Origin of the sequence: Streptomyces sp. NPDC051664, assembly GCF_044453545.1 — a bacterium.
GTDB lineage: Bacteria > Actinomycetota > Actinomycetes > Streptomycetales > Streptomycetaceae > Streptomyces.
In genome coordinates this window covers 363,164-386,394 of the sequence record NZ_JBITCU010000002.1, presented here as the reverse complement: position 1 = coordinate 386,394, position 23,231 = coordinate 363,164, and the positions used below count along the sequence as shown (strand labels likewise).

The 23,231-nt window shown below is 69.8% G+C and carries 20 protein-coding genes and 3 pseudogenes; 6 read left to right on the top strand and 17 right to left on the bottom strand.

Going from position 1 to position 23,231, the window contains the following annotated elements; translation table 11 throughout:
* Nucleotides 1–272: 272 nt before the first annotated feature.
* The 3 genes from ACIA8E_RS05065 to ACIA8E_RS05055 form a co-directional block, all read right to left on the bottom strand.
* Complete coding sequence (locus ACIA8E_RS05065) at nucleotides 273–1,676, bottom strand: hypothetical protein (RefSeq protein ID WP_399294674.1); 1,404 nt, start codon at nucleotides 1,674–1,676, stop codon at nucleotides 273–275.
* Between the two features lie 144 nt (nucleotides 1,677–1,820).
* Nucleotides 1,821–2,210, bottom strand: coding sequence for a PPOX class F420-dependent oxidoreductase (locus ACIA8E_RS05060; protein ID WP_399294671.1), 390 nt, complete (start codon nucleotides 2,208–2,210; stop codon nucleotides 1,821–1,823).
* A 108-nt stretch (nucleotides 2,211–2,318) separates the two neighbouring features.
* A complete protein-coding gene (locus tag ACIA8E_RS05055) occupies nucleotides 2,319–2,591 on the bottom strand; it encodes a helix-turn-helix domain-containing protein (RefSeq protein ID WP_030978049.1) in 273 nt (90 codons plus the stop codon).
* A gap of 75 nt (nucleotides 2,592–2,666) precedes the next feature.
* Between ACIA8E_RS05055 and map the strand changes: the two genes are divergently transcribed.
* Complete coding sequence (gene map, locus ACIA8E_RS05050; protein ID WP_376256289.1) at nucleotides 2,667–3,434, top strand: type I methionyl aminopeptidase; 768 nt, start codon at nucleotides 2,667–2,669, stop codon at nucleotides 3,432–3,434.
* Nucleotides 3,435–3,490: 56 nt separating this feature from the next.
* Here map and ggt read toward each other — a convergent pair whose 3' ends face one another.
* The gene (gene ggt / locus ACIA8E_RS05045; RefSeq protein ID WP_399294667.1) at nucleotides 3,491–5,299 is read right to left on the bottom strand and encodes a gamma-glutamyltransferase; all 1,809 of its coding nucleotides are present in this window, start codon (nucleotides 5,297–5,299) and stop codon (nucleotides 3,491–3,493) included.
* Between the two features lie 102 nt (nucleotides 5,300–5,401).
* On the opposite strand from ggt, the pseudogene ACIA8E_RS05040 reads away from it, so the two are divergent.
* Nucleotides 5,402–5,751: pseudogene (locus ACIA8E_RS05040) on the top strand (hypothetical protein); the annotation flags it as partial.
* Here ACIA8E_RS05040 and ACIA8E_RS05035 read toward each other — a convergent pair.
* Nucleotides 5,633–6,232 (bottom strand): hypothetical protein, encoded by a 600-nt coding sequence (locus ACIA8E_RS05035; protein WP_399295088.1) that lies wholly within the window; start codon nucleotides 6,230–6,232, stop codon nucleotides 5,633–5,635. The pseudogene ACIA8E_RS05040 and the gene ACIA8E_RS05035 sit on opposite strands and share 119 nt — an antisense overlap.
* A gap of 458 nt (nucleotides 6,233–6,690) precedes the next feature.
* Nucleotides 6,691–7,095, bottom strand: a complete 405-nt coding sequence (locus ACIA8E_RS05030; protein ID WP_399294664.1) for a helix-turn-helix domain-containing protein — start codon at nucleotides 7,093–7,095, stop codon at nucleotides 6,691–6,693.
* Nucleotides 7,096–7,639: 544 nt separating this feature from the next.
* Here ACIA8E_RS05030 and ACIA8E_RS05025 point away from each other — a divergent pair.
* Together ACIA8E_RS05025 and ACIA8E_RS05020 are read left to right on the top strand one after the other, a co-directional pair.
* Nucleotides 7,640–9,058 carry a sugar porter family MFS transporter gene (locus tag ACIA8E_RS05025; protein ID WP_399294662.1) on the top strand — a complete coding sequence of 473 codons (1,419 nt, stop codon included), beginning with the start codon at nucleotides 7,640–7,642 and terminating at the stop codon, nucleotides 9,056–9,058.
* 256 nt (nucleotides 9,059–9,314) lie between these two features.
* Entirely contained in the window at nucleotides 9,315–9,653 is a 339-nt protein-coding gene (locus tag ACIA8E_RS05020; protein WP_399294659.1) for a hypothetical protein, read from the top strand.
* A gap of 13 nt (nucleotides 9,654–9,666) precedes the next feature.
* On the opposite strand, the gene ACIA8E_RS05015 is transcribed toward ACIA8E_RS05020, so the two are convergent.
* The 4 genes and pseudogenes from ACIA8E_RS05015 to ACIA8E_RS05000 all read right to left on the bottom strand — a co-directional run.
* Nucleotides 9,667–10,155, bottom strand: a complete 489-nt coding sequence (locus ACIA8E_RS05015; RefSeq protein ID WP_399294656.1) for an SAM-dependent methyltransferase — start codon at nucleotides 10,153–10,155, stop codon at nucleotides 9,667–9,669.
* A 52-nt stretch (nucleotides 10,156–10,207) separates the two neighbouring features.
* Nucleotides 10,208–10,909: an SDR family NAD(P)-dependent oxidoreductase gene (locus ACIA8E_RS05010; protein ID WP_399294653.1), complete on the bottom strand. Its 702-nt coding sequence runs from the start codon at nucleotides 10,907–10,909 to the stop codon at nucleotides 10,208–10,210.
* Between the two features lie 44 nt (nucleotides 10,910–10,953).
* The gene (locus ACIA8E_RS05005) at nucleotides 10,954–12,075 is read right to left on the bottom strand and encodes a hypothetical protein (RefSeq protein ID WP_399294650.1); all 1,122 of its coding nucleotides are present in this window, start codon (nucleotides 12,073–12,075) and stop codon (nucleotides 10,954–10,956) included.
* Nucleotides 12,076–12,369: 294 nt separating this feature from the next.
* Nucleotides 12,370–12,662 (bottom strand): annotated as a pseudogene (locus ACIA8E_RS05000) (hypothetical protein); the annotation flags it as partial.
* A gap of 158 nt (nucleotides 12,663–12,820) precedes the next feature.
* On the opposite strand from ACIA8E_RS05000, the gene uvrA reads away from it, so the two are divergent.
* Complete coding sequence (gene uvrA, locus ACIA8E_RS04995) at nucleotides 12,821–15,289, top strand: excinuclease ABC subunit UvrA (RefSeq protein ID WP_399294648.1); 2,469 nt, start codon at nucleotides 12,821–12,823, stop codon at nucleotides 15,287–15,289.
* 100 nt (nucleotides 15,290–15,389) lie between these two features.
* Here the strand turns inward: uvrA and ACIA8E_RS04990 are convergent, their stop codons facing one another.
* The 4 genes from ACIA8E_RS04990 to ACIA8E_RS04975 form a co-directional block, all read right to left on the bottom strand.
* Nucleotides 15,390–15,626, bottom strand: a complete 237-nt coding sequence (locus ACIA8E_RS04990) for a hypothetical protein (RefSeq protein ID WP_399294645.1) — start codon at nucleotides 15,624–15,626, stop codon at nucleotides 15,390–15,392.
* Nucleotides 15,627–16,008: 382 nt separating this feature from the next.
* Complete coding sequence (locus ACIA8E_RS04985; protein WP_399294642.1) at nucleotides 16,009–16,458, bottom strand: DUF1931 family protein; 450 nt, start codon at nucleotides 16,456–16,458, stop codon at nucleotides 16,009–16,011.
* A gap of 710 nt (nucleotides 16,459–17,168) precedes the next feature.
* Nucleotides 17,169–18,014: an aldo/keto reductase gene (locus tag ACIA8E_RS04980; protein ID WP_399294639.1), complete on the bottom strand. Its 846-nt coding sequence runs from the start codon at nucleotides 18,012–18,014 to the stop codon at nucleotides 17,169–17,171.
* Nucleotides 18,015–18,116: 102 nt separating this feature from the next.
* Nucleotides 18,117–19,304 carry an MFS transporter gene (locus tag ACIA8E_RS04975; protein WP_399294636.1) on the bottom strand — a complete coding sequence of 396 codons (1,188 nt, stop codon included), beginning with the start codon at nucleotides 19,302–19,304 and terminating at the stop codon, nucleotides 18,117–18,119.
* A gap of 266 nt (nucleotides 19,305–19,570) precedes the next feature.
* Between ACIA8E_RS04975 and ACIA8E_RS04970 the strand changes: the two genes are divergently transcribed.
* Entirely contained in the window at nucleotides 19,571–20,461 is an 891-nt protein-coding gene (locus tag ACIA8E_RS04970) for a LysR family transcriptional regulator (RefSeq protein WP_399294633.1), read from the top strand.
* Nucleotides 20,462–20,603: 142 nt separating this feature from the next.
* Here the strand turns inward: ACIA8E_RS04970 and ACIA8E_RS04965 are convergent.
* The 3 genes and pseudogenes from ACIA8E_RS04965 to ACIA8E_RS04955 form a co-directional block, all read right to left on the bottom strand.
* Nucleotides 20,604–20,993 (bottom strand): annotated as a pseudogene (locus tag ACIA8E_RS04965) (PucR family transcriptional regulator); the annotation flags it as partial.
* Between the two features lie 12 nt (nucleotides 20,994–21,005).
* Nucleotides 21,006–22,718: an FAD-dependent oxidoreductase gene (locus ACIA8E_RS04960; RefSeq protein ID WP_399294631.1), complete on the bottom strand. Its 1,713-nt coding sequence runs from the start codon at nucleotides 22,716–22,718 to the stop codon at nucleotides 21,006–21,008.
* Entirely contained in the window at nucleotides 22,718–22,981 is a 264-nt protein-coding gene (locus tag ACIA8E_RS04955; protein WP_355788924.1) for a UBP-type zinc finger domain-containing protein, read from the bottom strand. Before ACIA8E_RS04955 ends, ACIA8E_RS04960 begins: the two co-directional genes overlap by 1 nt.
* Nucleotides 22,982–23,231: the final 250 nt, after the last annotated feature.

The window sequence follows — 23,231 nt, the reverse complement described above, 5'->3', positions numbered from 1 at the left end:
CTCCTTCGACGCGGCGTCAGAGAGCCTCTACGCGTTTTCTACGCACGTAGACTCGGTGCATAGGAGGAGAACGTAAGCCCCGCCACACGGTGGGGCAAGACCATCGCCGTGAACCGGCTGAGTCGATCACGTTTCATACCCGTGCGGTCCACACTTCCGATCCCCTCGCACCCCGGGTGGATTCCCAGGCCTCACGGGCAGCAACGCGCCGCCACCCCGTGTCCGGACCGCGTGACGCCACCTCGACGGACTGCGCCCGCACCGGATGCCCTCTAAGGGGCGTCCGCGATGCCCGCGACGCGCAGGGCGTGCACCAGGTCCCACTCCCGCTCGGGTGACACCGCACGGGCGGCGGCCAGCAGTTGCGGAACGAGTTGGCGCGGATCGCCCGCCGCGATCAGGGCCGCATCCTCCGGGGTGCGTACACGGACGAAGGCGCCCATCAGCGCCTGCGCCTCCGGTTCAAGACCGGCCCGGTCCAGAGCCAGCACCGCGTCGGCGATCTCCGCCGCGGGTCGCGCCACCCCTTGACGCAGCAGCTGTCCGCAGTCGTCGGTACGGCCCGCCGCGGCCAGTGCACCGGCCGCGGCGGCCAGCTCGACGGGCGGCAGCGAGGAGACCTCCCACAGCAGGGTCGCCCAGTCGGCCGCCAGGCCCGACCTGTGCAGTTCCACGGCGAGCAGGGGCAGCCGGTCGGCAGGCCAGCCGGCCGCCTCGCACAGCACGCCATGGGCCTCGCCGCTGCGGCCCTCCGTACGGAGCCGGACGAGTATGTCCACGGCGTCGGTGGCGGCGCGTTGCGCGACGGGGTCCGGGGCGAGCCGGGCGGCATCACGGCCCCGGGCGTCGGCGTCCGCCGTGGTGGGGGCGCCCCCGAATCGGGCGCCGCGCGGGACGGCGGCGTTCGTCGGGGGGACGGGGAGCACGGGGACGGCGAGGGGGGCGTCGACGCCGGTGTCGTCGTCCACCTCGAGTCCGGCGAAGCGGGCGCCGCGCGGCTTCTTGCGCTTGGGGGCCGGGGGTTGGGGCCGCCCGGGGGCGGAGGACGACGGTCCGGCGGCAGGGGGCTTCCGGGCGGCGGGTGCCCGCTCGCTTCCGGCTGCGGGGCCGGGTGCGGTGCGCGGGCCCGGCACCCGTGGCCTCGCGGGTTCGGCGGGGGATTCCTCCTCAGCCCGGAACCACCCCTGCGGCACGGTCACGGCCGACAGCCGCTTGCGCAGTTCCGTGCAGCGGGCCGAGGCGCGCGTGTGGTCGTCCTGGGCCCATGCCAGCGTGTCCGGGTCCGGCGGCTGCGTGCCGTTGTCCACCCCGGCCGCGCGGACCCGCTGGGCGGCGTATGCCTGCTCGCGGAGCATCAGCTCCAACCGCTCGACGAGTGCCTGCCGTCCGCCCGGCCGCCGGTCGTGGGCGGCGGCCGATGCGGAGTACAGCGCTGCGGCGCGTACCGACTCACGCGCCGCGAACGCGGCGCCACGCTCGCCGGCCAGGTCCTGCAGCAGCGACTCCACCACGTCCCACGGCGGTATCTCCGCGCCGTCGAGGCAGGCTCGCACGCCGGCGGGATCGCGTCGGCAGAACACCCCGTACCAGCCGCGCCCCGGGTCGAGCAGGGCCGTGAGGTTCCGCAGATACTGCGCGAACTCGGCTACTTCTCCAGCAAGTTGATGCACTGTCATCGTCGCCCTCACCCAGCGTCGACTGGAGCACTCCAGTCCGCAGGCATTCGATCGCAGGCGTGTTACGAGGCGGCTACGCGCACTTTTCGGCGAGGGTGCGACCGGCGCAACGCCGCGGGCGCACGCCCCCCGCAGCAGGCCGGGTCAGAGGGTGACGGCGATCCCGATGTGCGGGCGCTTGCCGAGCCGGACGACGGTCGCCGGCCAGTCGACCAGCCAGAACTTCCAGGTGTACTTGCGGGCGAGCAACTGGTGCACCGCGCGTGTCCCCGCCTCGTCCAGCAGTCGCGCCGTTCCCTCGGCGCTCGGCGCACCCTCCACGATCCGGCCGCGCACGTCGCAGACGGTGACGACGCCCCGGCTGTCGTTGCGCAGCCGTTTTACCTTCCACGAGTCGTCGCGGGTCCAGATGAACAGCTCGTCGCCGTCGGCCGCCGCCCACACGGGCGTGGCAACGGCGGTGCCGTCCTTCCGGTACGTGGTCAGGCTGACGTACTCGCTGTGGGCGAAGTCCTGCGGAGTCCGGGAAGTCACGGCGGTGACCCTACGCGCCCGAGTGCCGGGTACGCACCTCCCGTGGGTACCGACCGGTCGACGGGCGCAGGCGGCCGCCGGCCGGACGGCACCGCCGCGGATCTGCGGTCAGCCGGCCAGTGGGACGGCCACGTCCGGTTCCGGGGCGCAGCGGATCAGCAGTTCGTCCATGGAGAGGCCGAGCGCCCCGGCCAGTGCCGCGACGGTGAAGAACGCAGGGGTCGGGGCGCGCCCCGTCTCGATCTTGCGCAGCGTCTCCGCGGAGATGCCGGCGCCGGCAGCGATCTCGACCATGCTGCGGGCGCCTCGCGCCTCGCGGAGCAGTCGGCCGAGCCGTTCGCCGCGCAGGCGTTCTTCCGGGGTCAGAGGCGTTCGTACCATGCCGACAGTCTAGTACTGCCGTTATTCTCATACCGCCGTTATTCTCATACCGCTTTCACCGGTATAGTAATTGGCATGGTTCAGCTCAAGACGGATACATCCATAGAGGCGATGCGCGAGGCGGGCCGGGTCGTGGCCCAGTTGCTGGCGGCCGTACGGGAGGCGGCGGCGGTCGGTGTGTCGCTGCGCGAGCTCGACGAGGTGGCGCGCGAAGTGCTGCGCGAAGCAGGCGCCGGCTCGCCGTTCCTCAACTACAAGCCGCATTTCGCGCCCACCCCGTTCCCCGGCGTGATCTGCGCGTCCGTCAACGACGCGATCGTGCACGGCATCCCGACCGACCAGCGGCTGCGCGACGGCGATCTGGTGAGCATCGACGCGGGCGCGACGCTCGGCGGCTGGGCCGGCGACTCGGCGATCAGCTTCACCGTCGGCCGCGCACGGCCCGCGGACACCCGGCTGATCGACACGGCCTTCGAGGCGCTGGAGGCGGGGATCGCGGCGGCGGTCGTCGGCAACCGGATCGGTGACATCGCGCATGCGATCGGCACGGTCTGCCGGACGGCCGGATACGGCATCCCGGAAGGCTTCGGCGGCCATGGCATCGGCCGGTCCATGCACGAGGACCCGGCCGTCCCCAACGAGGGACGACCGGGTCGCGGCATGCCGCTGCGGCACGGGATGGTGCTGGCGATCGAGCCGATGCTGATCGGCAGCGGCCGGGACGCGTTCCACCCCGACCGGGACGGCTGGACGCTGCGCACGTCCGACGGCAGCCGGGCGGCGCACGCCGAGCACACGGTGGCGATCACGGACGCGGGACCCCGCATCCTCACCGCGCTCTGACACCGCCGGACGACTCACCACCAACCGGCTTCGCCGGCCCGGCTATTGACACTCCGTCATGGCCTTCCGCTCGGCTTCACCACCATCGCCGCACCACCGCCCCGCCGGACCTTCTCCGCCGCGGCGAGCCACCGCCCGTCCGGCAGCCGCTGCACCCCCGTGGCCGCCCCGATCTCGGGGTTGAGCTTGAAGGCATGCCCCAGCGACTCCAGCTCGCTCCGTAGCGGACTGTTCCACAGCCCCGGTTCGAGCTCCGTCGTCGGCGAGTTGCGCTGGCTGGCGCGCGGCGCCGCGATCGCGTCGACCAGCGGAAGGCCCCGGTCGACCGTGCCGATGAGCGACTGGAGCACGGTGGTGATGATCGTGGCACCGCCCGGCGACCCCAGAGCCAGCACCGGCTGCCCGTGCTTCAGCACGATCGTCGGCGAGATCGACGACCGAGGCCGCTTGCCCGGACCCGGCAGATTCGGGTCGTGCACCGCCGGGTCGGCGGGGGCGAACGAGAAGTCCGTCAGCTCATTGTTGAGCAGATAGCCGCGCCCCGGCACCGTGAGGGCACTGCCGCCGGTCTGCTCGATGGTCAGGGTGTACGCGACGACGTTGCCCCACTTGTCCGCGGCCGTCAGATGCGTCGTGTTCTCCCCTTCGTACGTCGTCGGGGCGGCCGTTCCACGATTCGCGCAGTCGGCCGGGTGGCGCGGGTCGCCGGGAGCGAGCGGACTGGTCAGCACCGCGTCGTCCTTGATGAGGCACTCCCGCGAGTCGGCGTACCGCTGACTGAGCAGGTCGCGCGTCGGTACGTCCTCGAACGCCGGGTCGCCGACCCACCGCCCACGGTCCGCGAACGCGATCCGGCTCGCCTCGATGTAGCGGTGCAGATACTGCGCCTCGGTGGCCCGCGAAAGGTCCGTGGACTCAAGGATGTTGAGGGCCTCACCCACACTCGTACCGCCGGACGAGGACGGCGCCATGCCGTACACGTCGAGGCCGCGGTAGCCGACCTTCGTCGGAGCCTGCCGCACTGCCCGGTAGGACCGCAGGTCCCTCGCTGTGAGGTCGCCCGGACGCACCACCCGGGTCGCCTCCGGGTCGACGGGCGGGTTGCGCACGGTCCGTACGACGTCGTCGGCCAGGTCGCCGCGGTACAGCTCGTCGATGCCCTCGCGGCCCACCTTCTCGTACGTACGGGCAAGATCGGGGTTCTTGAAGACGGAGCCGACCACCGGAAGCTGCCCGGCCGGCAGGAAGAGCTTCGCGGTGTCCGGGAAGTCGGCGAACCTGGCCTGGTTGCCCTCCGTCTGCGAACGGAACGTGGAGTCGACGACGAAGCCGTCCCGGGCCAGGCGTTCAGCCGGCTTCAGCAGCCTGCCCAGCGACTTGCTGCCCCAGGCGTCGAGGGCGGTGCCCCAGGTGGCCGGGGTGCCCGGCGTGCCCACGCCCAGACCGCTGGTGACGGCGTCCGCGAAGGCGAGCGGCTTCCCGTTCTCCAGGAAGAGCGAGGAGTCCGCGCTGCGCGGGGCGGTCTCGCGGCCGTCGATGGTCTCCACGGTGCGCTTCTTGGCGTTGTAGTAGACGAAGTAACCGCCCCCGCCGATGCCCGCCGAGTACGGCTCGGTCACACCGAGCGCGGCCGCGGTCGCCACGGCGGCGTCGACGGCGTTGCCGCCCTCGCGGAGCACCTCGATCCCGGCGGCCGTCGCATCCGCGTCGACGCTGGCGACCGCGCCGCCGTATCCCACCGCGACAGGGGGCTTGGGCGGTGGCACGGCCGATGGCGACGAAGAGGACGGTGCGGCCGCGCCGACCGTGACGACAGCGGCGAGCACACTTAACAACGACACATTCCGTGCGACTGAACGTCGCATGCGCACCTCCAGTGAAGGATCGTCCGCGCAGGCTAACGCCGCCCCACCGGTCTCGTCAGGGCCACTGTGAACATGGTCCGGATGACCGCTACATGCCCGCCCATGACTGACGACGTACGCAACATCGTGCTGGGCGTGATAGCCGCGGCATCTTCGCCGCCCTCGGCTGGGCGGCTCGCACCTATCTCTGGCGCCGCAGGCTCCGTCGGAAGCAGGCGTTCTTCGGGCTGCCCGGGAACTCCGAGTGCCTGCTCGTCGTCAACCGCGACGCGGGCGGGGACGGCGCCGTCCACCGCCACGACGTCTTCGCCCTGCTCGAACTCTCGGCGCTGATCAAGGACTGTTCGGCGCACGCCCAGATCGTGTCCCACGACACCGCCCAGCAAGGCTTCGGCGAGCGCACCGAGTTCTGCGTGGGCGGGCCGGTATCCAACGGTCGCGTTCTCCGTCACCCACAATGGGCTCAATGGCCAGCGGCTTCAGGCTCGCCCGTATCTCGACCGGGTCCGGCTGCCATGCCGGTACGGCCTCCACGTCCTTCAGCAACGTCATGGCCTCGGCCCAGATGCCGGCCTTCAGCCAGCGATGGGCCTGCGTCTGCAGGGTCGTCCAGCAGACCTGAGCGGCATGATCAAGCATGGCGATGGCGTACGTCAGGAGCTGTTTGTTCGGAGTGGCCTGGACACTGCAGACGTGGTGCACGCGCACCGTGAGGCACTTCTTGTCCTGCGGGACAGCATCGAGACCGCTCACCGTGATGCCTACAGCGATGAAGCCTGGCCACAGAAGGTCGTACCCGCTTACGAGCGCGCCTTGTTGATGGCCCAGGATGCTTTGACCGATGGCCTCCGGTCCGCGAACGGCGATCCCGGAATGGGAATCGATGTTGATGTACACGACGACGCACTGAGCTTGTTCCGCTTTGACGGACACGCTTGGTGTGGTGGTCAGGCCGCCAGTGCGGTCTCGTAGTCGGCGGGGCTGGGGTAGCCGACGCTGCTGTGCAGTCGGTGCAATTTGTATCAGCTCTCGATGACCCCGTGGCCCAATTGATCTCACGCCGCGAGGTCAAGGGCTGCGAGATGCGAGATGCGGGTCTGTGCGAGCGGATCCCCGCGCCACCAGGCGTCGAGTCGGATCAGGTTGATGGCAGGCGCGCGCACTGGGATTGGACAGGGCGGGACGCGCAGGTCTCGGTTGCGAATCGGATCCGGATCGCCGGCCTGTGGTTGTGGTCCATCCCAGATGGTGAAGGACGTTTCGCCGAAGCCGGCGGCCTGAACGGTCTGCGGGGTGGTGTTTGGTCGCACGCGCCCGACGACGGTGACTCCGCATCCAGTCGGTGAGGTCAGCAGCAGTTCGGCGGAGATGTAACCGGCGTATCACCTCCCCTATGACGTCGACTCCCGATACGGAATGAAACACGGATCCGGCTGGCGCGGCCACAAAGTCCACTTCAGTGAGACCTGCGACGACCCATTCGCAGGATGTCCGCACTTGATCACGCACGTGGTGACCACCGATGCCAACCTCAACACCCAGCCGCCCGGCCTCAGCGGCCAGTGCATCGAGGGGCCACTCCGGCGGCCCGGACTCATCCGCGGCGGCCAGTTCGCCGTCCGCCCCACCGTCAGCCGGCCCGGCGCTGGCTGTCTGACCAGGCCAATGATCTGGGAGCGTTCCGCCTCGGTAATCCGCCGCTTGCGGCCCTGACCACCCAGATCCTCCAGCCCGTCCAGGCCCGAACGGTCGAAGCGGTGCGGCCAGCGGCGGACTGTCTTCGGGCTGCACCTCAACTCATCCGCGATGGCAGGCCGTCTGTCGGGACCAGCTCAGGTCGACCATCCGAGCCCGCAATGCCAGATCACGCGGCGCCTTGCGTGCCCGTGCCAGTCGACGCACGACCCGTTGCTCGTTCTCGTCACGGCTCGGCCGTGCCCGTAACACCACGGTCCAGCACCCGCCCCCGAGCACCCGAACTACCCCGCCACCAGGACATATACCCTGCCAAAGAGGAATCCAGCGCTAGGCCCCTTGGGGTGAGATGAAGAGAACAATTTGTCTCCCTGGGCCATGTCGCCAGTCACCCGCTACGCGCACGCTGTCACCGAGAGGTTTAGGTTCTGTGTCGTCTCCGTGCTGCCGAGGATATTGCGAATGCCGACCTTGGGCATGCCGAACCCTTCTACGGGGTCACCGTCGTCTGGTGCTTCGCAAGTGAATGCCAACGGCGAAAGGCCGTCACGTGCTGTGCCTCGGCGCGGCAGGTCAGCCGAGCGATGAGGGCCCAGCCCCCGGTTCGAGGATGGATGAGGGTCCGTTCACCGCCCTGGAGGAACCATGGCCCATATCGCAGACAAGGCGCCACCGACCAAGGTCCTGAACGGGCGGATGCTGATGGCGGCCGTGGTATCTGCCGTCAGCGGACTGCTGTACGGCTACGACACGGGCATCATCTCCGGCGGACTGCTGCAGATCTCCAAGGAATTCCACATCGGGAACGACATGAAGCAGGTGATCGCCGCCGCGATCCTGCTCGGCGCCGTGATCGGCGCCCTTGCCTGCAGCCTGCTGTCCGCGCGCATCGGCCGGCACCGCACGATCCTGCTGATCTGCGTGGTGTTCATGCTCGGCAGCGTGAGCAGCTCGCTCGCCCCCACCGCGGTCAGTCTGGCCCTGGCCCGGGTGGTGCTCGGCTTCGCCGTCGGCGGCGCCACCCAAACCGTGCCCATGTACATCGCCGAGCTGGCCCCCAAGGCGATCCGCGGACGGCTTGTGCTCTGCTTCCAGCTCGCCATCGGCGTTGGCATCGTCATCGCGACGCTCGTGGGCGCGAGCCAGGCTGTGTCGTGGCGGGAGGCGATAGGCGCGGCCGCCGTACCGGCACTGGTGATGCTTCTCCTGCAGCTGCGCCTGCCCGAGAGCCCGCGGTGGTTGGTCCTCAGGCACGGCCGCGTCGGCGTGGACGGGGCCACAAGGGTGCTTGAGGACATACGGCCCGACGGCTACGACATCTCCTCCGAGCTCGAGGAGTTCGTCGCCTTGGAGGGACGCCAGCAGCGGACCAGCAGACGCAACCGCGGGTGGAGCGGGCTGTGGCAGCCATGGGTGCGCCCGGCTTTGGTGGTCGGCTGCGGCATCGCCGTCTTCACCCAGCTGTCTGGCATCGAAATGATCATCTACTACGCCCCGACCATCCTGACCGACAACGGCTTCTCCGAGACGACCGCGCTGTCGGTCAGCGTGGCGCTGGGCATGACCTACCTGGTGATGATGGTGGTTGGCCTGGTGATCGTCGACAAGGTCGGGCGCCGTCGGATGACCCTGGTGATGGTGCCCGGCGCGGCGGTCAGCCTGTTCGCCCTCGGAGCCCTCTTCATCACCGGCCACGCCACCCGCGACTACGTGCCGTCCATCGTCGCCTGCCTGCTCGCCTTCATGTTCTTCAACGCTGGCGGGCTCCAGCTGATGGGCTGGCTGACCGGCTCCGAGATCTACCCGCTGTCGGTGCGTGCCGCCGCCACAAGCGTGCAGTCGGCCACGCTCTGGAGCACGAACCTGCTGATCACGCTGACCCTGCTGACGATGATCAGCATCTTCGGTGTGGGCCAGGTGTTCTGGATTTACGGGATGTTCAACGTCGCGGCGTGGCTGTTCGTATGGCGGCGAATGCCGGAGCTCACCGGGCACAGCCTCGAAGACATCGAGAGGCACCTGAAGAGCGGGAAGTTCCGCCCCCGCGACTTCGCCCGCGTCTGACGCGAACCACGTGGCAAAGTGCGGCTCCGAACCGCTTGCGGAGGTCGTGTGGGCCACTTCAGCTCAGCCTGATGGATGAGCTGATCGCTGTGCCAGCGTGGTCCGGATATGGCCCGACGACACCACCCACGCGATCCACGAATCACAAATTCTCCACATTGAGCCCGTCCACGAAGCCCACCCCGGGAGATCGCCTGGACTGTGGCGGCGTACGAGACACCCGTCTCGGACCGAATGTGGCACCTGGCCGCGACCCGTGCTCCAGACCCTGCTTCACCACCTCGCCGAGGGAGGCGGTTGGGAGACAGCCATCGGCGGCCCCGTCGATGAGAAGACCGTCGCCACCAAGCCACTCAACGACGCCGGGTGGAAACACACCGTCGACGGACGCTGGATCCGCTGGATCCGCTGGACGAACCTGGCCGAGGACGCCGGCGTCCAGTTCGACGGCTTCGGTGCCGGTGCCGGTGCCGAAGCAGATCCACCACAGGCCCACCGAGCCGCCGCACCGGAACCCTGCACGACGTCGCCCGCTACGCCCTCGACCCCGACATCGCCGAGTGCCTGCGGACCCCTCCTCGCCTCCGGCCGGTGACACCCGCGACGCGTCAGTAGTACTCGCCCATCAGTTCAACGGACCACTGGGGCTGCTCGGTCTCTCCGCGGGGGCCGAACTCCCGGAGGTAGGGCTTGATGTCGAACACCGGTGTGCCGTCGATCGCGTCCAGGCCGGGGACGTGGATGTCGTGTCCTTCGCCCTTCACCAACGTGCACCGCGAGACGACGAGCCGGTTGGGCCTGTTCTTGCCGCGCTGGGCGAAGATGCCCACCAGCGGCCAGTCCGTGTTTCCTCGTGGGTGGCGCGCACCGGTCTCGATCTTCTCCTCGGGGACCCGGTGGAAGTGGAAGACCACTTCGAGGTGGGAGAAGTCCGCGAGTCCGAAGAGCGCGTCTTCGCCGAAGCGGGTGGAGTCGAGGCGGATGACGGCAGGAACCTCGCCCCAGTTGTCGTCCGAGAGATCGTCCCGCGGACTCACGACGTGTCCGACAGGTTGGAGGGTCACCGCGTCGGGCTGGTCGTGGCTGGTTGGGTTCATTGCGGTCTCCTTCGGGCGGGGCGAGTGGGGCGGGCGGAGCCGGTCAAGGGTTTCAGGTGCTTTGCGGCCGCCGGATGGTGTGGACGAGGTCGGCCGTGGCGTCCCACAGGGCACGCTGGATCCCTTCGCCGCGCCCGATCTCCGGGCACTGCAGGGGCTCGGCGGTCCTGGCGGCGAAGTAGCCGCCGCTGGTGTCGGCGAACTCGGGGTCGGTCGCGAGTTTCACGATGATGTCGGCGCCGTGCTGGGGGTTGCCGATGTTGAGCGTGGTGAGGGCCTTCTCCAGAGCTCCGGCGAGAGGGAGTTCGCGCCCGAGGCCGGTGGCGTTGAAGCCGGGGCAGCAGCAGGTGGCTGCGACGTCCGTGCCCTGCAGTTGGCGGGCGAGTTCCTGGGTGAACATGATGTCCATCAGCTTGGACCGGCCGTAGCGCGGGCTGGAGCCGCGGCGCGTGAAGTCCGCGGTGTCGGTCAAATCGTGCAGCGGGTCGATGGCGCCGGCCTGCCGCGAGGCCCGGGAGGCGACCGTGACGATCCGGGCAGGAGCGGATGCGACAAGCCTGTCGCGCAGGGCGTCGGTGAGCACCCAGGGTGCGAGGTAGTTCACCGCGGTCATCTCCGCGTACCCCTCGGTGGTGACCCGCTGAGAGAAGGCGTGCAGGCCCGCGTTGTTGATCAGTACGTCGATCCGCGGATAGTGCGCGGCGATCTCCTCGCCCGCCGCGCGGACCGCGGCGAGCAGCGACAGATCTCGCACTGCTTGCAGAAGCCGCAGGCGATGTTGAAGGGCAGGACCACGAGCTAGTCGCCGTGGTCGTCCTGGAGCATGTGGCGACGTTCCTGTTCGCGCTTGGAGTAGGCGGCTGCCCGGATCGCCTCGTCGCTCTCCAAGCCTGATCCCAGCGCGCCGCCCACGGTGGCTACCGAAGCGACGAACCATGACAACGTCAAGTATTCCGCGGCGTGCAGCGGGGTCCGTGTCACGGAAGCGAACACTTGGCCGTTGATGATGAACAGAGCCCACACCAGGTTGATGACGATCAAACCGCCGTAGCAGACGAGCACCCCGATACCCACGGTCATGACCGTCGAGGCGTTGTAGAGCCTCGCCCTCTGCCTCGCCTCCGGCGAGACCTCTGTTGATCGATGCCACAACTGCGCGTCGACGATCAGCCAGCCGACCATGAGCCCGACAGACCCGACCATCGCGATCACGAGGCGTGGCGCGCTCAGGTACTCTGCCAGGCCCCAGATGGTGGAGTTCACGGTGGCGACTGCTCCCGTGGCGAGTGCGGCCGCCAGGGCTTTCGACAAGCCCGGCACCAACCGCCACGGCCGGTTGGCGCGGACCATACCGACGAGCACCCTCAGGTAACCGCGCGGCCCGCTTACGACGTACCGAAGATCAGCGGTCTCCTCCTCACCGACCGGGCCCAGGTGAACAGGCGCGAGACGACTGACGAAGGGCCCCAGAAGCGGCTCACTCTGCGGAGGTCCCTCAGCCCCGGTAGCCCGCGGACCCGCCAAACCAAGCACGGCTTCTTCCACGGCCCGCCGGGCTCTCGTCTGCAGACGCAAGCCCCCCAGCGGAGGAAGAGACAGCAGCGCCAAGCCGTGTTCGTGACTCACATCCATAACGAGCCTGCGCCCGTGTGAGTGCAGCGGAAGGTCGGTGAGGGCCACGACAATGTCCCAATTCTCAGCTCTTCCGCGGTCCATGATCCGGCGCATCAAGGTGGGCGGGTCCTCGGTCCCTGCGGTGAAAGGCTCACTGACCACCTCGACGTCGAAACGTCGGCCCTGGCCCGACTTGTCGGCGAGTCGAGTGGAAAGTATCCGGGCCATGCGCTGCGCGATCTCCGTCGGCGCATCCGGATCCGCCAGGAGAGCCACGACCGTAACGCCCTGAGACGACACCCGCATGACTCCTTCTCGTCGGCTGCCCCCACCCCCGACCGCCCGTGCCCACAGGATGCCCCCGAGGTATCGCCCACGCCGCGTGACACGCTGGCCCCTGCCAGCAGGTGCAGGCGGTACGGTCAGATCTCCTCGTCCTCCCCGTGCAGGGCCTGCTCCACCACCGGCCACGGTTGCGTGCGCCACCGCGAACACCCGCTCCGCGCCACCCCGGGCACCGCGACGAGATCGATCGGCAGCAGGCCCGCCTCCTGTTCAACCTCGTCACCGTGATCACCTTGTTCATGGGCATCACTGCCTCTACGCCGCGCTGTTCCTGCTCGTCCATGTCACTGCGGCGTTCCTGCTCACACCGCAGTCGTTGCGTCCCCTCGTCCGACACCAGCACGATGCCGAGTGCCTCTCTATGGCCCGCCACCGGCCGGGGCCCTCGGGGCCCGCGGTGCAGACCAGGTTGTCCGTCTTTTCCCGGTGCTCGTGCACGAGGCGGATAGCCATGGCACCCTCCCGGCCGCCGACGCCACCCCTTTGAGCGAGCCGCTCCTGACGCCGCCGGCGGCGAAGACCCCGGGAAGGGTGGTCTCCAGCAGCAACGCCACCTTGTCGGCGTCCGCCAACAGCGGAGTGTGCGCCGCCTAGGCTAGGCCGTGCATTGAAAATGGATCCCGGGATACTCCGGACGCTCGTGTGAGCGGGGCCCGGTGACGGCGCCTGTCGCGCGGTTCCCGGTGCGATCAGGTAATCAGGAACGGTGAACAAGGACGCGACCGACCCCTTCGTGCATGTCCGGGGCGCCAGTGAGAACAACCTGCGGAACATCGATGTCGACGTTCCGCGGGACGCGATGGTCGCCTTCACCGGCGTCTCCGGTTCGGGCAAGTCCTCGCTCGCGTTCGGCACGCTCTACGCGGAGGCCCAGCGGCGCTACTTCGAGTCCGTAGCACCGTACGCCCGAAGGCTGTTGCAACAGGTCGGCGCACCGCACGTGCAGGAAATCACCGGACTGCCACCCGCCGTGGCCCTGCAGCAGCGACGCGGGTCGCCCAGCTCGCGCTCGACGGTCGGCACCATCACCACGCTGTCCAATCTGCTGCGCATGCTGTACTCCCGCGCCGGCACCTATCCGCCCCGGGCCGCACGGCTGGAGGCCGAGTCGTTCTCACCCAACACCGCGGCCGGCGCCTGCCCGGAGTGCCACGGACTGGGCGTCGTGCACGACATCGCCGAGGACCTCCTCGTCCCGGACCCCTCGCTGAGCATCCGCGAGGGGGCGATCGCCGCCTGGCCGGGCGCCTGGCAGGGCGCCAACCTGCGCAGTGTCGTGAGCGGCCTGGGGATCGACATCGACCGACCGTGGCGCAGGCTCAGGAAGAAGGACCGGGACTGGCTGCTGTACACGGACGAGCAGCCCTCCGTGTACATCGAGCCGGAGGAGGACCGCGTCGACTACGGCTACCAGGGCAAGTTCTGGAGCGCCCGCAAGCACGTCATGCACGTCCTCGCCGACTCCAAGAGCGAGAAGATGCGCGAACGGGCGCTCCGGTTCGTCAGGAGTGTGCCCTGCCCCAAGTGTCACGGCAGCGGACTGCGGCCCGAGGCGCTCGCCGTGACCTTCGCCGGACGTTCCATCGCCGAGATCAACGCGATGCCGCTCACCGAGGTCGTGGCGCTGCTGCGGCCCGTCGCGGGGCGGTCCGAGGCCGACGCCACCACGTCGACCGCCCGATCCGGGGAGACGACCGAGGTCGCGGTCCGGATCTGCGGCGATCTGGTCGCGCGGGTCGACGTACTGCTCGACCTGGGCCTCGGATATCTCAGCCTCGGGCGCCGCTCGACGACCCTGTCGCCCGGCGAGGCGCAGCGCCTGCGGATCGCCACCCAGCTGCGCTCGGGGCTGTTCGGCGTCGTCTACGTTCTCGACGAACCCTCCGCGGGCCTGCACCCGGCTGACGCGGAACCGCTGCTGGACGTGCTGGACCGCCTCAAGGCGGCGGGCAACTCGCTGTTCGTCGTGGAGCACGACATGGACGTCGTACGGCGGGCGGACTGGGTGGTCGACATCGGCCCCGGCGCGGGTGAGGGCGGCGGACGCGTGCTGTACAGCGGCCCGGTCGACGGTCTTGAGCGGGTCGGGGAGTCGGCCACGAGCCAGTACCTGTTCGGGCGTGCCCAGCCGCTCGATCACCGCCCGCGCACACCGCATGGCTGGCTGCACCTGAGCGGCGTCTCCCGCCACAATCTGCACGACGTGTCCGTCGACGTACCGCTCTGTGTACTGACGGCGGTGACGGGCGTGTCCGGTTCCGGAAAGTCGACGCTGGTGACGCAGGTGCTCGCCGAGGTCGTCCGCGGCCACCTCGGACTCGTACCCGAGGAGCCCGACGAGGCGCAGCTGGAGGTCGATGTCCAGGACGCGTCGGGGGTCGAGTCGTTCGACCGGCTGGTCCGGGTCGACCAACGGCCCATCGGCCGAACTCCCCGGTCCAACCTGGCCACGTACACGGGGATGTTCGACGCGGTGCGCAAGCTGTACGCGGCGACGGACAAGGCCAGGGCGCGCGGCTACTCGGCCGGGCGGTTCTCCTTCAACGTGCCCGAAGGGCGGTGCGAGACCTGCCAGGGCGAAGGATTCGTCGCGGTGGAACTGCTGTTCCTGCCCGGCACCTACGCGCCGTGCCCGACCTGCCAGGGCGCCCGGTACAACGCCGAAACGCTGGAAGTCACCTACCGCGGCAAGAACATCGCGGAAGTACTGGCGCTGTCCGTCGACGCCGCCGCCAAGTTCCTGTCCGCCGTCCCGGCCGCCTCCCGCAGTCTGGAGACGTTGCGCGAGGTGGGACTGGGGTACCTGCGGCTGGGCCAGCCCGCGACGGAACTCAGCGGTGGTGAGGCGCAACGCATCAAACTCGCCACCGAACTGCAGCGAGCCCGCCGCGGGCACGCGCTCTACCTGCTCGACGAGCCGACGGCGGGGCTGCACCCCTCGGACATCGCGCTGCTGCTGCGACAGCTGCACCGGCTCGTCGACGCCGGCAACACGGTCGTCCTCGTCGAGCACGACCTGGACACGATCGCCACCGCCGACTGGGTCATCGACCTCGGGCCGGGCGGCGGCGACGCGGGCGGGCGGGTGGTCGCGGCGGGCCCGCCGGCCAAGGTGGCGAGGGCCCGCCGCAGCGCCACCGCGCCCTATCTCGCGGCCCGGCTAGCGCGCTCCTGACGACGGCTCAAGGCGTCAGTCCGGCACCCACGCGATCACCACCGCGAGCACCGCTCGCTACTCGAATGGCCCTCAGAACTCACATCAGTCCTGAGAGTCGTTAGTACCGGATTAGGACGGCTCGGCCTTCCCGGCCTGGACCAGGCCGCCAGGCGAGCTCGGCGGCGTGCCAGACGGTGGGGAAGATGCCGGAGAGCATCACGTAGTCGGTTCGCCGCTCACTGGCTTCTTCCGGCAACACCAGGCAGTTGTGGTCGCCGCAGGTAACGCGCAGCAGTTCGGCCCGCCCGCCGTTGTAGGGACCCACGTCGGCGAAACCGTAGGCGGCGCCGGCCATCCTCGGATTTGTGGGGAGTGGTCAGACAGAACGCGGTCAGGCCCTTCTTGGGCCTTTCGACATACGTATCGGGGACATTCTTCACGCTCACGGACGGCGCGCGATCCCTCGTAGACAACAGCTTTCATGAGTCTTCCCTCGGCGTGTCAGAGCATCGCGGGACGAGACAGACCCTCGAAACGACCTTCCGAGTCAGACGCCATTACGTGAAGGCAAGGGGGTGTGATTTTCCTGGCCGACGACCAGCCGCGCTGAAACCGCGATCGCGAATCCCCGAGCACCTGCGGCGCGACCCGGGCCTGGGTGAAGGTTTCCAGTTTCCACCTTCCGCCCCCGTCCGGCATCTCAGTTCAGTCCGGCGACATGCACCGGGGCGCGACTGTTACAGCAGCCGGTCGAACACCGCGGTCACGCCCTCCCAGTGACTGGTCTGCGGGTTCTTGACATCCGGATACATGATTTTGAACGTCTCGGCGAGGGCGACGCTGAGACCGCCGATGATCTCGGGGTAGCGCTCTTCGGCCTCCTGGGTGGGTGTCCTGTCGAGGGGAGGATGCGCGGCGAGCTGTTCCAGGATGGGCTTCAGCTCGACCTCCTCGTCGAGCCGCCGGAACCGGTGGATGCTCTCCTGGAGGCCCTTGGTGATCGGTAGATCCCACGGTTCGACGGTATCCCTGCCGTTGCCCTTGGCCGACGCCTGGCCGGCGACCAGGAGGTCGTAGAGCTTGGCGTCGACGAAGTCGCCGTACCGCTTCAGGTCGTTCCTGTCCACGTCGAGGCTTGCGGCGGCGCGGAAGAACCTCTCGAACTTCGACACACCCATCACGGTCATGCCTCTCGCCTCCTCACCGGGAACGGACGGCGTCGTTCGCTCCCGCCCGCGCCGCCATCGGCTGTTACCCGGTCGAGATTCGCAGAGCCCCCTGCTGAGCGCCTCCGCACCCCAGGCCGAAAAAGGGCACCCCCTCTTCCCCTTGCAGAGCAGCATGAAGTGCGCAGGCATCCCTCGGCCAGCCGTACGGGCGTCCGTCCGTCCGCAGGAGGCTGCACGGCGTTGCAACGCCTCGAACGAGAATTGCTGACCGGACGACACGACCAGCTCGGGGAAGCGGGACTGTATTTGGGCACCCCGCATTAGGGCACCCCGCCGAGATTGGAACAGGACCGGGCCCGGCGCAGGGGCCGGGCTGAAGAGTGGGCGGCGGTAGCCGTCCTTACTTCAGACTGCGAGGTGTCTCATGAGACACCGGCGACCGAGCTGCCCCTCTTGCCGCCAAGCCATTGACGTTTTTCCGGCGAAACGATCTACGCGAAGCCGGGTGAACCACCCCATGCATGAGCAGGCAACGGTATGGCGCCGGCCTCTTGGGGTCCGAAGCTCGAGGACGGCTGGGACGAAGGCGTGACGACCGTGAGCGAGGCCCTGGTGCGTATCGCACGCCGGGACCGGTGACGGCGCGTCGGCCGGTCAGAAGAGGCGGCCGAACTGGCGGTGCCTTGCGGACGTGAGCCAGCGTGAGGCGCGCCATCCTGACAACTTCTTCAGAGCATCTCCAGGGGCGTGGGCCCGCTGGGCGGCGGGAACGCCTCGTCGAGGGCGTCGAGCGCCTCGGTGGGAAGGTGGAGGTCCACTGCGCCGCGGTTCTCCCGAACGTGGTCGGGTGATCCGGAACGCGGGATCGCGGCCACCCCCTGTGCCAGCACCCAGGCGAGTGCCACCTGGGTCGGCGTGGCTCCGAGGGCCCGGGCCACGGCCCCCAGTGCCTCGACCTTCAGGAGTCGCCCCTGCTCGATCGGGGAGTAGGCCATGACCGTCACCCCGGCCTCGCGGCACCAGGGGAGCAGATCCCACTCGATGCCGCGCCGGGAGAGGTTGTACAGCACCTGGTCGACGGCCACGGCGTCGCCGCCGGGGAGGGCGGTCAGCTCGACCATGTCGGCGACGTCCAGATTGCTCACGCCCCAGTAACGGATCTTCTCCGCCTCCATCAGGTCGGTGAATCCCGCAAGGGTCTCCTCGAGTGGCCACCGTCCCCGCCAGTGCAGCAGGTAGAGGTCCAGCCGTTCCGCACGGAGCCGCCGCAGGCTGCCCTCGCAGGCGGCGACGGTGCCCTTCCGGTCGGCGTGGCCGGGCAGCACCTTGCTGACGAGGAAGACCTCCTCCCTGCGTCCCCGGAGGGCCTCCCCGACGAGTTCCTCGGCTGCGCCGTCGCCGTACATCTCCGCCGTGTCGACGACGGTCATGCCCAGGTCCACGCCCAGCCGCAGCGCGGCGATCTCCTGTTCACGCCGGGCCGGTTCCTCGCCCAGATACCAGGTGCCCTGCCCGAGCGCCGCGATCTCCTCACCGGAGGGGAGCGCGATCGTTCTGGCCGATTCCGCAGGCATCTCGGGCCTCCCGTCTGCCGTGGATCCGTGTCACGCGCGCCCGCACCGAGTGCCCAGGTCCGCGCCTCCCAGGCAACCAGTCTCGCATGCGCCGCAGGGAGGTCAGGAGGGGCGAGCGGACTGCGCCGAGAGCGCGCCGGCACCGGGTGCGCGGTCGCGCAACGCGACGGCGACCGACACAACGGCGCCGCAGGAGAGGACCGCCGCGAAGCCGATCATCGCGGTCTGCACGGCGAAATGCCGCAGGGCGATGCTGAACAGGACGGAGGGCAGGCCCATTCCCAGGTACGCGACGACGAAGAACACGGCGAGGACCCCCGCGCGTGAGGCGGGCTCGGCCACTGAAACGGCACGTTCGACGCCTCCCTTGAACAGCAGCCCGGAGCCGGCTCCCGACAGGGACACGGCGACCAGGTAGAGCCAGAGCGCCGGGTGGTAGAGGGCGACGGCGCACAGGACCAGGCCGACCGGGAATACCACTGCCCCCACGGTCAGGACCCGGGGCAGTGGGAGGCGGCCCAGCACCAGCTGGCCGGCCGCCGCGGAACCGAACATGAGGAAGGCCGACAAGCCGACCACGAGGTGCGAGTCGGTGTGCAGGGTGCCATGGAGCACGCTCGCCCCGAGGGAGGAGATCAGGCCGAGGATCGCGAAGGCGAAGGCGCCCAGCGCGCCGGCGGCGCCGAACGTCCGCCCGCCGCCGGGGCGCAGGACGAACCTGCTGGGCGGTTCGGCCGCGGGCAGCTCCAGGTCCACGGTCTCCGGGGTGGACAGCACCAGCGCCAGGCACACTGCCATGGCGAGCGTGAAGATCGCCTGGGCGGTGATCAGGGGCATGGGAAGCCACTCGGCGGCGGCTCCGGCGACCAGGGGCCCTGAGGCCAGGCCGCCGAGGTTGGCGGCGGTGGCCACGATGCCGGGCAGCACCGAACCCGTCCGTTCCGGACGGGCCTCGTGGTGGAGGTCGTGCAGGTACGTCGTCGCGGTCGAGGCCATCAACCCCAGTCCGACACCGTTCAGGATCCTGCCCGCGATCAGCCCCGGCAGGTCCCGCCACGCGATCAGTACGACCGACGCGACGATGCCAACCAGCAGCGCCGGGACGATGACGCGCCGTCGGCCGAGCCGGTCCGACAGGTGTCCCAGTCCGAGGAAGGCGGCCGCTGCGCCCACGACCATCGAGGCGTACGCCACCGTGACCGTGGTCGCGCCGAAGTGGTCCCGGGCCTCGTACAGCGGCCACAGCGGGGTCGGCGCGGTACCGAAGGCCATAAGCACGGTGAAGGCCACCGCCACGAACCAAAAGCCGGTCGTGTGCGAGGCACGACGCCGGGCGGGGGCGCGGGGCGGCAGGTCGGCGGGAGCGGGTGCTGGGATCGGGTGGGTCGGGTCGTCGGGAGCGTCGGCTGTGGGACGGCTCAGCGGCGTCGAAACGGCAGGCAGGGGTACCCCTCCTCGGGCGGAAGTGGATGGCGCTTTCCATTCTCCTCACCAGCCGGGATCAGTGCCAACGAATGTTTTTGCTGGGCTCGAGCAATGCGAGTGATACTTCTCGTGTGGAGCTACGCCAGCTGGAGCACTTCATCGCGGTCGCCGAGGAGCTGAGTTTCACGCGTGCCGCCCGACGGCTGCACGTGGTGCAGTCCGGGGTGTCCGCCGCGATCCGCTCCCTGGAGCGCGAGCTCGGTTGCGAGCTGTTCGAGCGCACGTCGCAGCAGGTCCGGCTCACCGGGGCGGGCGCGGCGCTGCTGCCGGAGGCTCGGGCCACCCTGCACGCCGCCCAGGCGGCCCAGGACGCCGTGCGCGCCGCACAGGACACGCTGCGCGGCACGGTGAATGTGGGCGCCATGGCCTCGGTCGAGGTGGTGGACCTGCCTGCGCTCCTCGGGCAGCTGCACGCGCGGCATCCAGCGATCGACGTCCGGCTGCGGCTGGCGACGACCGGATCGGCGGGACTGGCGCACGCACTGCTCAGCGGGGACCTGGACGTGGCTTTCCTGTCGCTGCCCGAGCACAAACCCGCCGGGATCGACGCACGGGAGCTGGCCACCGTGCCGCTCGTCCTGGTGGTGAGCGTTGCCCATCCGCTCGCGCAGCGGGGGGAGGTGGCACTTGCGGACCTCGCGGGGGAGCCCTTCGTGGACTTCCCGCCGGGCTACGGCAACCGCGAGGTGGTCGACCGGGCGTTCGCGGTGGCGGGCGTCGTACGCCGGGTGGCACTGGAAGTGCCCGACATCGACATGGGGGCGGCACTGGTCCGGCACGGTCTGGGCATCGCCTTCCTGCCCGCGTTCGCCGTTGCCCGCACCCCCGGCCTGCAAGTCCTGGACGTCCACGGCACCATGCTCCGCTGGAGCATGCATCTCGGCACGTCGTCGACCAGGCGGCCCAGCTCGGCCCTGCGGGCGCTGCTCGACCTGGTCGACCTCCACGTCATCGCCCTGTGACGCGCGGGCCGCGGCCCGGGCGTCTCCCGTCGGTGGTGTCCGGCCCCCTGCGCTCGCCTCGCTCCTGCCGCGACATCTGCCGCAGCATCCGCTGACGCTCAGGCTGCCGTCGTCCACAGGCGGCGTCGGTTCTAGCGGGGCATCAGCCTGGTCCGCCCAGCACGATCGTCCACACTCGGGTCGCCACCTGGAGGTTGAGGCGGTCCTCGACGTTCGCGAGGTCGTTGCCGCTGATGTCGCGGATGCGCTGGAGCCGATAGCGCAGCGTGCTGCGGTGGATCGCGAGGGATTCGGCGGTCTCGTCGTAGTTGCCGCCGCAGTCGAAGTACCGGGACAGGGTCTCCACCATGGCCGCGTGGTGCCGGGAGTCGTAGTCGATGAGCAGGCCGAGCCACTCGTGGACGAACGTCTCCAGTTCCCGGAAACCGTTGCCAGGTCCCAGGATGCGGTACAGGCCGAGCTCGTCGAAGAACGTCGTGCCGTAGCGCTCGCGGGAGTGGCGGCGCACTTCCAGGGCGCGCTGCGCCTCCTCGCAGCCGACGCCCTACGGGCCAGCGGAGCGGACCAGATTCCCCGTCTTTCCCCGGTGCTCGTGCACGAGGCGGATCGCCATGGCACCCTCACCGGTGGCCGAGGCCACCCGTTTGACCGAGCCGCTCCTCACGTCGCCGGCGGCGAAGACCCCGGGAAGGGTGGTCTCCAGCAGCAACGGACCACGGCCGAGCGAGGCCCACCGGGTCGCGTCGGCCGCCGCCTGGGCCTCGGCGCCGGTGAGGACGAAGCCCTTCTCGTCCAGGGCCAGCACGCCCCTGAGCCATTCCGTGCGCGGCCGGGCCCCGATGAACACGAACAGCGCCGCGGCCCGCAGTTCCCGGCGCTCACTACTTGCGTTGTCCTCCACCGTCAGCGACTCCAGCTTTTCCTCCCCGGAGACGCCCTGGACTTCGGTGTGGAGCAGCACCTCGATTTTCGGGTGCCGTTCCACCTGGTCAACCAGGTAGCGCGACATGTCCGCGTTGAGGTCACTGCCCCGGACGAGGAGGTGGACCCTGGACGCGTGGTTCGCGAGGAACAGCGCCGCCTGCCCGGCGGAGTTCCCGCCGCCGACCACGGCGACCGGATCCGCCTGGCAGAGACTGGCCTCGTGGACCGTCGCCGCGTAGTAGACGCTGATGTCCTCCAGGCGGTCGATGCCGGGCACCTCGAGCCTGCGGTACCAGACGCCCGAGGCGAGCACCACGGCGCCCGCCCGGGCCTGGGACCCGTCTGTGAAGGTGACGACGTACTCGTCGTCCTGCGGGGTGAGCCCGCTGACCTGGGCCGGCACCATGAGGCGGGCACCGAACTTGTGGGCCTGGAGCACCGCGCGTTCGATGAGCTCGCCCCCGGAGATGCCCGACGGGAAGCCAAGGTAGTTCTCGATGCGAGACGAGGTACCGGCCTGGCCCCCGGTGGCCACGGCGTCGACGGTGACCGTGGTGAGGCCGTCGGAGGCGCCGTACACGGCGGCGGCGAGTCCCGCGGGGCCCGCACCGACCACCATCACGTCGCACCGCCCGGCCTCCGGCGAGGGGGCGGGCAGCCCGATGAGCCGGGCGAGTTCGGCGTTGCTCGGATTGCGCAGCACCCGCTCGCCCTCCCAGATGACCACCGGAGTCTCCTCGGGACGGATGGAGAACCGGCACAGCAGCGCCTCCGCCTCCTTGTCCTTCTCCAGATCCACCCAGCGGTGGGGCAGCCGGTTGCGGGCGGCGAACTCACGCAGCCGCAGCGTGTCCGGTGAATAACACGACCCCAGGATCCGGAAGCCGGCGCCGAGGCCGATGAGCAGATACCGGCGGCCCAGGTAAGCGCGGAGGATCAGGTCGCCGAGGACGGGGTCGCGGCCGACCAGGGCGCGTTGCCGCTCCACCGGCACGGCCAGGACCTCGCCCGCCTCGCGCACCACGGCGGTGTCGAACGCCGCCTGGCCCTCCAGCAGCCCGAGTTCACCCAGGAATCTGCCGGGTCCGTGCACCGCCACCGTGCGCTCGTCGGGCCCGCCGAGGTCGTGGAGTATCTCGACGGTCCCGCTGAGGATCGCGAGGAACTCCCGGAACGGCTCGCCCTCGCGGTACAGCACCTCGCCCTCGGCGGTCCTTCGGCGCTCACCGTGCGCGGTCAGGTCCTCGAACTGCTCCGGTGTCAGGCGCGGGAACGCCCCGTATCGGTCCGGTGTCTCGCGGACCGCACTCTGCTTGTGCTCGGCCGCGCTCATCAGACCAGGGCCTCGTGAACGTAGCACCAGCGCCAGTCCTCTCCCGGCTGGAAGGACTGCACGATGGGGTGACCGGCGCTGCCCGCGTGCTGCCTGGCGTGCTTGAGGGGCGAGGAGTCGCAGCAGCCGACGTGCCCGCAGGTGAGACAGAGCCGCAGGTGCACCCACGGGGAACGCTCCATGAGGCACTCCTCGCAGCCTTCCGGGGTACGCGGCGTCACTGGGCGCACCATCGCCAGGTGCGGGTCGGGAATCGTGGCCATCAGGGTTCTCCTTCCTGGGTGGGACTTCTCAGCCGCGGCCCGCGATGCTCTCCTTCACCCAGCGGCGCAGCTCCGGGGTGGCGGCACCAGCCCGGCGGGACATCGCCGCTCCCGTTCCGGAGCCTCCAGCACGGTGTGTACGACTCGTTCGATGCTGCCGTCGACCCGATCTGTTCGTCCGTCGACCGGGGATACGTTCCGTGCAAATCCGGAGTCTCGGGGACTGCGGCTTCGTGGGGATTCCGCGTGG